Here is a 12,490-nt window from a genome sequence, read left to right as displayed (position 1 = left end):
GCAATACAAGATTATGAGCAGAACACCTATTATCGCCGGCAACTGGAAAATGTTCAAAACCGTTCCGGAAGCAGAAGGCTTTATCGCTGAAGTTAAAGGCCAGGCAGAAGTAGAAGGCGTGGAAACTGTCATTTGCGCTCCTTTCACCAACCTGCCTGCACTGGTAGCAGCGGTTAAAGGTACATCCATCAAAATCGGTGCACAGAACCTGCACTTCGAAGACAACGGTGCTTACACAGGTGAAATCAGCGGCGTTATGCTGAAAGATCTGGGCGTAGACTACGTTATCATCGGCCACTCCGAGCGCCGCGCTTATTTCGGCGAAACGGATGAAATTGTAAACAAAAAAATGCACGCGGCATTCCGCCACGGCATTACTCCAATCGTATGTGTCGGCGAAAAGCTTGAAGAGCGCGAAGCTGACCAGACCAAGGAAGTTTGCAAGGTTCAAACTGAAGGTGCCTTTGCCGGTCTGAGTGCTGAACAGGCAGCTCAGGTTGTTATCGCTTATGAGCCAATCTGGGCGATCGGTACAGGTAAATCCTCTACTTCCCAGGACGCTAACGAAGTTATTGCTTACATCCGTACCCTTGTAAAAGACCTGTACGATGAAGCAACAGCCGAAGCTGTACGTATTCAATACGGCGGCAGCGTGAAGCCGGAGAATGTAACGGAGTACATGAGTCAAAGCGACATCGACGGCGCTCTCGTCGGCGGTGCCAGCCTGCAGCCTGCTTCCTTCGTTTCACTCGTTGAGGGGGCATTGTAAGGATGTCATCTCCAAGACCGGTAGCATTAATCATCATGGACGGATTCGGATTGCGGAATACGGATGAAGGCAACGCGGTTGCCCAAGCCAATAAGCCGAACTACGACCGTTACCTGAAGCAATATCCGAACACTACGCTTACCGCCTGCGGCGAAGCTGTAGGTCTGCCTGAAGGACAAATGGGCAACTCGGAAGTAGGTCACCTTAACATCGGCGCAGGCCGGATCGTATACCAGGATCTGACCCGTATCGACAAGTCGATCCGTGACGGTGAATTCTTTGAGAACGAAACGCTGGTTGCTGCTGTAAGAAGCGCCAAGTCCACCGGCAAAAAGCTTCACCTGTATGCGCTCGTTTCCGACGGCGGCGTGCACAGTCACATCAATCACCTGTTCGCCATGCTCGATCTGGCCAAGAAAGAAGATATGCACGAAGTGTATATCCATGCTTTCATGGACGGACGCGACGTTGCGCCTGACAGCGGACAAAAGTTCGTTCAGGATCTGATCGCGAAGATCGAAGAAGTTGGCGTAGGTACAATCGCTACGGTATCCGGACGTTACTACGCGATGGACCGTGACAAGCGCTGGGAGCGTGTAGAGAAGGCTTACCGGGCAATGGTATATGGCGAAGGCCCTAAATATACCGATGCGCTGCAGGCCATCACTGCATCCTACCAGAATTCCGTGTATGATGAATTCGTAGAGCCTAGCGTAATCGTTGACAGCAACGACCAGCCGGTAGGAGTAGTGGAAAGCGGCGATTCTGTCGTATTCCTGAACTTCCGTCCTGACCGTGCGATCCAGCTGTCGCAGGTATTCACGAACTCTGATTTCCGCGGTTTCGACCGTGGTCCTTTGTTCCCGCAGGATCTGCACTTCGTGTGCCTGACTACGTTCAGTGAAACGGTACAGGGCTATGTAGCCTACTCACCGAAGAACCTGGACAATACTCTGGGTGAAGTGCTTGTACAGAACAACAAGAAGCAGCTGCGTATTGCGGAAACTGAAAAGTACCCGCACGTAACCTTCTTCTTCAGCGGCGGACGCGACGAAGAGCTTCCGGGCGAAACCCGCATCCTGATTAACTCGCCAAAAGTGGCAACCTATGATCTGAAGCCTGAGATGAGCGCATACGAAGTGGCGGCGGCCTGCGTAGCTGAAATCGAGGCGGACAGACAGGATGCCATCATCCTGAACTTTGCGAACCCTGATATGGTTGGACACTCCGGCATGCTGGAGCCTACGATCAAGGCGGTTGAAGTTACGGATGAATGTGTGGGTAAAGTCGTTGATGCAGTTGTTGCCAAGGGCGGCGTTGCGATCATCATTGCCGACCACGGTAATGCGGATATGGTATTTGACGAGCAGGGACGTCCGTTCACCGCTCACACCACCAATCCGGTTCCGTTCATTGTAACCACTGAGAATGTTGTTCTGCGCGAATCCGGTATCCTTGCCGATGTAGCACCGACCATTCTGGATCTGATGGGACTTCCGCAGCCTGCGGAAATGACCGGACAATCCATGATTGCCAGCCGCAAATAAGCAGGAGCCTAACGAACGCTTTGCAATAACCAAAACCATAGTTAAAAGGAGATTAACTTACATGACTATTATTTCTGATGTATATGCACGCGAAGTCCTTGACTCCCGCGGTAACCCTACTGTAGAGGTTGACGTTTACCTGGAATCCGGCGCTAAAGGCCGCGCTATCGTTCCTTCCGGCGCTTCCACTGGCGCTCATGAAGCTGTAGAGCTTCGTGACGGCGACAAATCCCGTTACCTGGGCAAAGGCGTTCTGAAGGCTGTTGAGAACGTAAACGAAATCATCGCTCCAGAAGTAATCGGTATGGACGCTCTTGACCAAGTGGGCATCGACAAGCTGATGATCACTCTGGACGGAACTCCTAACAAAGGCAAGCTGGGCGCTAACGCAATCCTGGCTGTATCCATGGCAGTAGCTCGCGCAGCTGCAGCAGCTCTGGATATTCCTTTGTACGTATACCTGGGCGGATTCAACGCTAAAGCACTGCCAGTACCAATGATGAACATCATCAACGGTGGTGAGCATGCTGATAACAACATCGACGTTCAAGAGTTCATGGTTCTGCCAGTAGGCGCTCCAAGCTTCAAAGAAGCTCTGCGTACAGGTGCTGAAATCTTCCACAACCTGAAATCCGTACTGCAGTCCAAAGGCCTGAACACAGCTGTAGGTGACGAAGGCGGCTTCGCTCCTAACCTTGGTTCCAACGAAGAAGCAATCACTACAATCATCGAAGCTATCGAAAAAGCCGGCTACAAACCAGGTGTTGACGTATTCCTGGGTATGGACGTTGCTTCCACTGAGTTCTACAAAGATGGCAAGTACACACTTGCTGGCGAAGGCAAATCCTACACTTCCGCTGAGTATGTTGACCTGCTGGCTTCCTGGGTTGAGAAGTACCCAATCATCACAATCGAAGACGGTATGTCCGAAGACGACTGGGATGGCTGGAAATTGCTCACTGAAAAATTGGGCGACAAAGTTCAATTGGTTGGTGACGACCTGTTCGTTACTAACACTGAGCGTCTTGCTACAGGTATCGAAAAAGGTATCGGTAACTCCATCCTGGTTAAGGTTAACCAGATTGGTACACTGACTGAAACTTTCGATGCTATCGAAATGGCTAAACGTGCAGGCTACACTGCTGTTATCTCCCACCGTTCCGGTGAGTCCGAAGACAGCACAATCGCTGACATCGCTGTTGCTACCAATGCTGGCCAGATCAAAACAGGTGCTCCTTCCCGTACAGACCGCGTTGCCAAGTACAACCAACTGCTTCGCATCGAAGACGAACTGGGTGAACTGGCTCAATACAACGGCCTGAAATCCTTCTACAACCTCAAAAGATAATTTCTTTTGATATAGCTTTAAGAGCCTGCCGGTTTACGGCGGGCTTTTTTTGTGATGGCCGCAGGGATAAGGTTGTATTCGCTTTAACGCTATGATAAAATAAAAATGCTGTTTATGAATCGTGAAATCTAAATTACCATAGATAGTGATGCTTGACGTAGGAGGTGGAAGTGAATGGATATCTTTTTGAAAATTGTGCTCCTGATTTTTTCCGTCGGTCTGATTGCGGTCGTTCTTCTGCAAAAAGGGAAAAGCGCAGGTCTTTCCGGTGCCATCTCCGGCGGTGCTGAGCATCTCTTCGGTAAAACCAAAGCTCGCGGTATGGAACTCGTACTGCAGCGTGTAACAGTTGCATTGGCAGCCGGATTCTTTATCATGTCAATCGTTGTTGCCATTTTTGTTGACTAAACTGCATACACTAAGCCTTCGCTCTGTTCTGAATGGAATGGGGCGGGGGCTTTTTATTTTTGCATTTTTGAGCCTGCGTTAACCTTGGGATAATCATAACAGGGATGGGCGGGATTGATTTCGTGTATACTAGGGTATGAAGTATATAGAGGTAAAATTTACTTGATGCAAGAAAAACCAAAGAGGACAAGACGTACATATTTGCCGGCAGCATACGATGCTGCGAAAGGGCCGAGGTGACTTATTTGATAACACAGGAAATATTACTCGATTTTATGCGGGAAACCGCTTATAAGCCGCTGACTTACGATGAGCTGGTCAGCCATTTTGCGATAGAGGATAGCGCTTCGTTCAAGGCGTTTGAGGATTTGCTCTCCGAACTGGAGCAGGACGGCCGGATCGTACTGACCCGGAATAACCGTTATGGTGTGCCGGAGCGGATGGATCTTTTAAGGGGGCGGCTGCAGGCGCATGCTAAGGGCTTCGCTTTCCTGATTCCTGATGACCGCGACCATCCTGATGTCTACGTTCATGCCAATGATCTCAAAGGTGCAATGAACGGCGATATTGTGCTGATCCGGATTACCTCCAAAAGTCCGTCCGGCGGGCGGATGGAAGGTGAAGTGGTGCGGATTGTCAAGCGCGGCGTATTGCAGACTGTCGGTGTGTTCCAGAGCCTGGAGACTTACGGATTTGTGCTGCCTGATGATAAGCGGATAAACCGTGACATTTTTATTCCGAAGCAGTCGTTTGGCGGTGCGGTTGACGGCGAAAAGGTTGTCGTGCGCATCGTTAATTATCCTGAGGGCCGGGCAGCGGCAGAGGGGGAAATCATCGAGATTCTCGGGCACAAGGATGACCCGGGTGTTGATATTCTTTCCGTTATCCGCAAGCATCAGCTGCCGGAGGCTTTTCCTGCTGAGGTAATGCGGGAAGCGGAGCAGGCTCCGGATTCCATTACGGAAGAAGAGATTGTACAGCAGGGCCGGCGCGATCTGCGCGGACTGAACATTGTGACCATCGACGGCGCTGATGCCAAGGACCTTGATGATGCGGTTAATGTGCAGCGTCTGGAGAACGGAAACTACAAGCTGGGCGTTCATATTGCCGATGTCGGTTATTACGTGCGTGAGGGCTCGGAGCTGGATAAGGAAGCTTATGACCGGGGATGCAGCGTCTACCTGGTAGACCGGGTTATTCCGATGCTGCCGCACCGGCTCTCGAACGGGATCTGCAGTCTTAATCCCAAGGTGGACCGGCTCACCATGTCCTGTGAGATGGAGTTCAACGAGCATATGAAGGTCGTGAAGCATGATGTCTTTACGAGCGTTATCCGTACCAAAGAAAGAATGACCTATTCCGACGTCCGCAAAATTGTGGAGGATGAAGATCCGGAGCTGCTGGAGCGCTACAGCCCGCTGATCGAGGATTTCCGTCTGATGAAAGAGCTGGCGATGAAGCTGCGGGCGGCCCGGATGCGGCGCGGGGCGGTTGATTTTGACTTTGAAGAAAGCAAGATTATCGTTGATGAGACAGGCAAGGCGATTGATATCGTAAAACGCGAGCGTTCCGTGGCTGAGCAGATTATTGAGGAGTTTATGCTGGCGGCTAACGAGACGGTGGCTGAGCATTTCCACTGGCTGAAGGTGCCGTTCCTGTACCGGATACATGAGGACCCGGATCAGGAGAAGCTGCAGAACTTCATGGCTTTTGCCGCTAACTTCGGCTACCATGTCAAAGGCCGGGGGAATTCCATTCACCCGCGTGCCCTGCAGGATCTGCTGGAGCAGATCGAAGGGACGAAGGAACAGACCGTAATCAGCACCATGATGCTGCGCTCGATGAAGCAGGCGAAGTATGATGCCGAGAGCACAGGCCACTTTGGACTGGCTGCCGAATACTATTCCCATTTCACTTCACCGATCCGCCGTTATCCTGACCTTGTCATTCACCGCGTAATGCGTGAGGTGCTGGAGAACGGCGGGGCGCTGACCGAGAAACGGCATGAGTATCTGGCCAGCCGGATGCCGGATATTGCCCAGCAGTCCTCGGAGCGTGAGCGCGTAGCCGTTGAAGCTGAACGTGATACCGAACAGCTGAAGAAGGCTGAGTATATGCAGGATAAGGTCGGTGAGGAGTTCGAGGCGATGGTCAGCAGTGTGACCAGCTTCGGGATGTTCATCGAGCTTGAAAATACTGTCGAAGGCCTGATCCGTCTCAGCGCCCTGACGGATGACTATTACCACTTTGACGAAGCCCATATGGCGCTGATCGGTGAGCGCACCTCCAAGGTATTCCGCATCGGTGACGAGGTGAAGATCCGTGTCGCCAAGGTGAACATGGACGACCACACCATCGACTTCGAGCTGGTCGACATGAAGCCGCGTGCTGCGGGTGAACACCGCAGCTACGGCGGCCGGCCGGGCAAAGGCGGCGGCTTCGCCGGGGGTAAAGGCGGGCGCGGCGGCAAGGACCGCGGCGGCTTTGGTAAAACGGGCGCCGCTGGTAAAGGCAAGGCTGGCGCAGGTAAAGGCGTTGCCGCCGGTAAGGGCAAGGCCGGCGGCAAGCGCAAAGCCGGTGCCGTGACCACCGGCACCTGGGAAACGGCGCCGCGCAGCGAGGCGGCGCCTGGCAGCGGCGCGCCGGCGGATGCGCCTGCGCGCGGCAAGCGCGGGGGCGGCGGCCCGGCTGAGGCCGCGCGCCGTGCCTTTGCCGCCCTGAACGGCGAAGCGGGCGGCAGTGGCAGTGCGCCGCGCGAGCGCAGCGGCGGCGGAAGAGGCCGCGGCGGAGCGGCTGGAGGCGATGCCGCAGGGCGCGGCATCAGCTTCAGCTTCGGCTCCGGCAAGGGCGGCTACGGCGCGCCGCTCGGCGACGGCGCGGGCAGCGGCGAGCTGCGCGGGGTTGACGCGAACACCCGGTTCACGAGCCGGGAGGATCGCGGGTTCGAGAGCCGCGGCAGCAGCAGCGGCAAGGACAAGGGCCGCCGCAAGAAGAAAGGCGGCGTCTTCACCAGCCCGGCTGTCACGCCGGGCGGCCAGGGGAGCGGCAACGCGGAGAACGCCGTGCGCCGCAAGAAAAAGAAGAAGAAGTCTCAGGAATAGACTGAGACTGAGGGGCGCCCCGAGCAGCTTATATGGCTGCTTGGGGTGCTTTTTTTGCATGGAGCTGTGACCTGCGGACTGCTTGTTCAGCACAACGAACCTAACGGACTCAGACGCCGTTATTCTCTGCATATTACCCTCCTGCAGCTTGTTGCGGACTCCAGTGACCTTATGTGTTGCTAAAATGTGAAAATTGCAGTAATCCAGCATAAATAGCGTTATCTATGTCCGTTAGAATATCAAACGGCACGAATATCACCCAATAAGGTCCCCTGAGTCCGTTACAGTAACCAATTGTGTACATCTCTCCTGACACAGTGGGTAGTACAGTATGAAGGGAGTCCCCTAAAGGAGTACAGTTATGCTGTAATGACCGTTAATTGAGGATGATATAGCATAGTGCATACCCTTTTATCTAACTACCTGACATACAGTTGTCAAAATAGAGGTGGGCGAGCAAGCCGATGTCCTGCAATGTCAATACAAGTGCTTCCTTGCGCTTAGCGGATCCATTTTGATACAATATAGATCTGACACTAACTCCGCTTCCTGCGGGGAAATCGATTCAAGGAGTGACTTTCATGGGTAAAAAAGCAGACGGGAAAGTGCTCGCCCAGAACAAAAAAGCTTCCCATGATTATTTTATCGAGGACACTTATGAAGCGGGTATGGTGCTGACCGGTACAGAGATCAAGTCGCTGCGTAATGGCCGCGCTAACATTGGTGATGCGTTCGCTACCATCCGTAACGGCGAGATTCATATCCACAATATGCACATTAGCCCTTTTGAGCAGGGTAACCGTTCCAATCCTGACGATCCGACGCGTACGCGCAAGCTGCTGATGCACAAGGTGCAGATTAACAAGCTGCTCGGCTTATCCAAGCAGGATGGCTACTCGATAGTGCCGCTGAAGATCTATGTGCGTAACGGCTATGCCAAGCTGCTGATCGGCCTCGGTAAAGGTAAGAAGCAATACGACAAACGCGACTCTGCCGCCAAAAAGGACGCTCAACGCGATATCCAGCGAGCGCTGCGGGAAAAGCAGAAGATCGCCAGATAAGCTGCTAACGTGTTACCGCAAGCAGGAATTCCAGATTGCTCCTTCAATTCCTTTAACCCACGTGTTAAAGTGTTGATAAATGTGCTATACTGTGTAAGTAAGATTTTTGCTTCGTGGCAGTCCTCAGGTTAGAGGCTGCAGATTGGATCTCTCTTGCTTAGAAGATCCGCTTGATCCGAAGCGCCCTTTTTAATGAGGGGCCGTTCTTGGATTCGACGGGGGTAGTTCGAGCATGAGCAGCGAGTAGTGGGGACGCGTCCGCTTCATCAACGCTAAAGCCTATTAAACGGCAAACAAAACAACAACTACGCTTTCGCAGCTTAATAACCTGTGTGCGTGCTTCTACCCTGCATCGCCCATGTGACAGGGATAGGGGCTAACAAGTAGTGGGATACGCTGTCTGGTCTCCGCCTGGGGTCAGCAGAAGAAGATAATCAGGCTGACCCAACGTATAGCCGGTTACGGGGCGATACTCGGGTGACATCAAATCTGTAACTACACTCGTAGAAACTTATGTGCCGTTATCTTCGGACAGGGGTTCGACTCCCCTCGGCTCCATATGGAGTATCAGAAAAAGACCCTTGGGGGTCTTTTTTTCGTGTTATCATACTCGACGCGGATGGTTTATCCGCGTGGCTATAGGGTTTCTTCCTTGTGTGATGTCGAATAAGAAATAGTTCTGAGCAATCAGGTTTATTTGGGCCGGCGTGTATGGAACCGGAAACGCAGTGCGGATGATTTAATTGTGACCGAAGATGCTCATCCTCCGATCATCGACATGGAACTGTGGAATGCCGCTCAGGCTTCCTTATTGATTCGCAGACAGTCCAATTAATAGTAGCTTTATTTATCAGCAGGTATGCCCACATGGGTGTGCCTGCTTTTTTTATGCCCAAAAATCGATATACGAGAGGAAAGTGTATTTATGAAGGTAGCCTATTATGTCCGTGTGTCATTCAAGCGTCAAGCAGAGAAAGAGTTATCCATTCCAGCTCAAATAAAAGCCATACAACAATACTGCATGGAGAAAAACTGGAGTATCGTCTGTGAATTTATTGAAAAAGGGAAATCTGCCAAAACGGATGATCGGCCGGAATTTCAGAAGATGATCGCTTTAGCCAAACGTTCCAATCGTCCTTTGATGCGGTGATCGTCCACAAGTTCGACAGGTTTTCCCGCAAACGTGACGACCATGTTATTTACAAGGCGTTGCTTAATCAATGTGGGGTGAAGGTCATTTCTACTACGGAGAAAACGGAAGGGGAGACACCGCAGGATATGCTGCTGGAGGGAATGCTTGAAAACATCTCTGAGTTCTTCATTGCCAATCTTGCTGTAGAGGTGCGGAAAGGAATGGCTCAGAATGCCAAACTGGGTTACAACAATGGTGGAATGCCGCCATACGGATATCGGACGGAACACATCGCTTTGGGACAGCAGAATACGAAATCGGTGTGGGTGCCGGGGCCACGTGAAGAGATTGATATTATCCGGTGGTTATTTAATCAGTATGTTTTTGAAAACAAAGGCTACCATAAAATCGCATCTGAATTGAATCAACAGCAAGTGCCTACGCAAAAAGGCGGAACATGGTCGGCCAGTACCATCCGTGCAATCATTATTAATGAATCGTATATCGGAAGCAAAGTGTGGAATAAGCAAGACTATCAAACCAAGGGGAAAAAGTGGAGAGATCGCTCCGAATGGATCATTACCGAGAATGCTCATCCAGCGTTGATTACGAAGGAACTATTTGAACAGTGCCAGGCCGCTGCCAATCGACGCAACAATGGTGGAGGTGAAACTCATAAGCCCTTCGGTAATAAGACCGCGTAGCATCATGGTCTGCGACAAATGCGGATCGCGAATGGTTGGTTGGCAACTCTGCATCCACACGCAGTAAGAGCGGTGGACAGCGATACTACACTTGTGGCGGATATCTGAGAAAGGGAAAAGAATTCTGTTCATATGTCGGCTGGAGAAAAGAGCGTGTGGAAGAGGTTGTGACAAATAAGCTCAGAACAACGCTGATGCGGTTGTCGATGGATAACCAGTTGGAGGAAGAGATTCGCATGTACCATAACGAGAAGAACAAGCATGTCATTGCTCAAGTATCGAGCCTTGCGGCCGGGATCGAATTTTTGGAGAAACGTGTAGATGCTGTTGTAGGTGACATGAACGCAGGGAAAGGAAAGTCATTTCATCAGGAGATGTTGGATGAGATGAAGACGGAGTTAGTGGAGAAGAAGGCAGAGCATGCGGCATTGTCGGAAGGGCTACGAAAGTTCGATGTTCCAGAGGAATACATCGCGTCTGTGAAATATGATATTCAGACATTAATTGGTCTGCTGGATGCAGAGGTTCAGAATCCGCAGATGTTGCATCAGATCGTGAGTAAGTTTGTATCGAAGGTGGTTGTGCAGAGGGAGACGAAGAATGTTTATGTGAAGGTGCAATTTGTGAATGCGGATGATGTTTTGTACGAGAAGAACATTGTAGCCGAAATGTAATAAAGCTCTCTGTATGGAGCGGTCGACAATTCTTCTGACAGTAAATTCATGGTATGAGAATATTGCCATATAACATTCCAATATCTTGAAGGAGTTGATAGAGTTGTCGGCTGAACTTCGTATAAGCATTCAAGGTGCGAATCCCCCTGCTTGGACTCTGGGAAAGCAAAATGACTCTTACTTCTCATACTACGAGAATGAACATGGCGAACAATGGGTAGCAAAACGTGAAGGTGATACTCTTCGGATTTCTGGTCTTGATATCGGCTGGAAGGAGTATCAACTCACGATTAAGGAAGCAGAGGCTGAATATAGCCGAATTCTTGATCAAATCATTGCTCGTACGCTTATGCAGGCGAAGAGCGTTCCTGAGAGTCTTAGCCAAACTTATTTAGAAACGGCTGTTGCACGATTACGGGAGTATGAAGGAGAGATGCCTCTTGCTCAAGTTGTTTTAGAGGTTAGTGAATTATTGTGGTTAGCTTCTGTGTTAAATGCTGCTATTCCGCAGATGAAATGGTCAAAAGAACGAAACTAATAATAAAGGGATGGGATAAATTGTGTTGCAGCCAGGCGAAATAGTGAAATTTAATAGTATGAAAAACTTTAGACATCTCTCACCTTTGGGTGCCGGAGGTACTGGAGATGCTCATCTCTTTAAAGATGAAACGACCGACATGCTATTTGCTTTTAAAAAGTATTCGCCAAAAGGTTCTAATGATACTGATGATACATTTAGACGTTTTGTTGATGAGATAAAGATTTTATTCAAGGTGTCTCATCATAATATAGTTAGAAACTTTAATTATTATTTATACCCTGAAGCTAAATCAGGTTATTTGCAAATGGAATATGTAGACAGAGTAGCTATTCACAAATTTGAACCAACCTTTCGAAAGACTTGGACAGACATATTTAAAGAGGTTATATATGCCTTTGAATATCTAGAAGAAAATCAAATATTACATAGAGATATTAGACCGTCTAATATAATGATAGATAAGGACGAAAATGTAAAGATCATTGATTTTGGCTTCGGAAAAAAACTACAGGTTGAGGAAAAAGAGGGGAGAAGTGTATTTCTCAATTGGCCTGTTACACAGCTACCTAATGAAACACAATTAGAAGGAGTATATAATCATCAGACTGAAATCTATTTCATTGGAAAACTATTTCAAAGTATTCTTAGGGATAGAATTAAAAAAGACAATTTTAAATTTGATTATATTGTTGATAAGATGACCAAAATTGATCCATGTGATCGTTATGGCTCTTTCAATGAAATATCCCAAGTCATATCAGCTGGAGTAATGAGTGAAATAAATTTCTCGAATCTCGAATAAGGAAAAGGAGACATATAAACATTTTGCGGATGCCTTAGTCAGTCATATATCTAACTATTATGATAAGTACGACCCAATAAACGATATTGAAACTCTCAAGCCCCCTAATCGAATTGGAGTCCTCAAGATGCATAAGGTACACTAATAGAGAAGGGGATGAGGAACATGAAGAGCAATAAGTTGTACGACGAACAACGGATCAAAGTTGCCCAAGAAGCGATTAATGGAACAAAGATATCTTTCCTTGCCCGTAAGTATTCAGTTTCTCCGAGCACGATTGCGAACTGGGTGAAGTTCTACAAAGAACGATTCGGTGAGCAGGCAACACCCTCTGTTAGCGAACGTATCGAAGATGCAAAACGTGTTCAGGAGTTAGAGGACAAGATGGACACTGCGATTAAAC

General features: G+C 49.6%; 13 protein-coding genes, 1 other RNA gene and 1 pseudogene. All 15 read left to right on the top strand.

Translation table 11 applies throughout. The features are described from left to right. The first annotated feature begins 13 nt into the window (after positions 1–13). The gene (gene tpiA, locus BLR64_RS24290) at positions 14–769 is read left to right on the top strand and encodes a triose-phosphate isomerase (protein ID WP_090718598.1); all 756 of its coding nucleotides are present in this window, start codon (positions 14–16) and stop codon (positions 767–769) included. A gap of 2 nt (positions 770–771) precedes the next feature. Beyond that, positions 772–2,316 carry a 2,3-bisphosphoglycerate-independent phosphoglycerate mutase gene (gpmI, locus tag BLR64_RS24285; RefSeq protein ID WP_090718597.1) on the top strand — a complete coding sequence of 515 codons (1,545 nt, stop codon included), beginning with the start codon at positions 772–774 and terminating at the stop codon, positions 2,314–2,316. 61 nt (positions 2,317–2,377) lie between these two features. After that, positions 2,378–3,664 (top strand): phosphopyruvate hydratase, encoded by a 1,287-nt coding sequence (gene eno / locus BLR64_RS24280; protein ID WP_090718595.1) that lies wholly within the window; start codon positions 2,378–2,380, stop codon positions 3,662–3,664. Positions 3,665–3,838: 174 nt separating this feature from the next. Next, positions 3,839–4,072, top strand: a complete 234-nt coding sequence (gene secG, locus BLR64_RS24275) for a preprotein translocase subunit SecG (protein WP_068721708.1) — start codon at positions 3,839–3,841, stop codon at positions 4,070–4,072. Positions 4,073–4,317: 245 nt separating this feature from the next. Beyond that, positions 4,318–7,173 (top strand): ribonuclease R, encoded by a 2,856-nt coding sequence (gene rnr / locus BLR64_RS24270; RefSeq protein ID WP_244157841.1) that lies wholly within the window; start codon positions 4,318–4,320, stop codon positions 7,171–7,173. A gap of 581 nt (positions 7,174–7,754) precedes the next feature. After that, entirely contained in the window at positions 7,755–8,234 is a 480-nt protein-coding gene (smpB, locus tag BLR64_RS24265) for an SsrA-binding protein SmpB (protein ID WP_090718591.1), read from the top strand. Positions 8,235–8,430: 196 nt separating this feature from the next. Then, positions 8,431–8,795: a transfer-messenger RNA gene (gene ssrA, locus BLR64_RS24260) on the top strand. 112 nt (positions 8,796–8,907) lie between these two features. Then, complete coding sequence (locus BLR64_RS24255; protein WP_090718589.1) at positions 8,908–9,069, top strand: recombinase family protein; 162 nt, start codon at positions 8,908–8,910, stop codon at positions 9,067–9,069. A 90-nt stretch (positions 9,070–9,159) separates the two neighbouring features. Then, complete coding sequence (locus tag BLR64_RS31085; protein WP_279615487.1) at positions 9,160–9,384, top strand: recombinase family protein; 225 nt, start codon at positions 9,160–9,162, stop codon at positions 9,382–9,384. After that, positions 9,381–10,070: a recombinase family protein gene (locus BLR64_RS31080; protein ID WP_279615486.1), complete on the top strand. Its 690-nt coding sequence runs from the start codon at positions 9,381–9,383 to the stop codon at positions 10,068–10,070. Before BLR64_RS31085 ends, BLR64_RS31080 begins: the two co-directional genes overlap by 4 nt. A 35-nt stretch (positions 10,071–10,105) precedes the next feature. Beyond that, positions 10,106–10,195 (top strand): annotated as a pseudogene (locus BLR64_RS30920) (hypothetical protein); the annotation flags it as partial. A gap of 42 nt (positions 10,196–10,237) precedes the next feature. After that, on the top strand, positions 10,238–10,744 hold the full coding sequence (locus tag BLR64_RS30915; protein WP_244157844.1) for a hypothetical protein: 507 nt from the start codon (positions 10,238–10,240) through the stop codon (positions 10,742–10,744). Positions 10,745–10,847: 103 nt separating this feature from the next. Further along, positions 10,848–11,282, top strand: coding sequence for a hypothetical protein (locus BLR64_RS24245; RefSeq protein WP_090718587.1), 435 nt, complete (start codon positions 10,848–10,850; stop codon positions 11,280–11,282). A 22-nt stretch (positions 11,283–11,304) separates the two neighbouring features. Beyond that, complete coding sequence (locus BLR64_RS24240; RefSeq protein ID WP_090718585.1) at positions 11,305–12,087, top strand: protein kinase family protein; 783 nt, start codon at positions 11,305–11,307, stop codon at positions 12,085–12,087. Positions 12,088–12,252: 165 nt separating this feature from the next. Further along, positions 12,253–12,490 (top strand): transposase (locus BLR64_RS24235; protein ID WP_167360776.1); only part of this gene is annotated, 238 nt, incomplete at its 3' end.

Origin of the sequence: Paenibacillus typhae (assembly GCF_900099765.1) — a bacterium.
Classification (GTDB): Bacteria; Bacillota; Bacilli; order Paenibacillales; family Paenibacillaceae; genus Paenibacillus_AQ; species Paenibacillus_AQ typhae.
The sequence above is the reverse complement of the archived record's forward strand: the minus strand, read 5'-3'. Positions and strand labels throughout refer to the sequence as shown.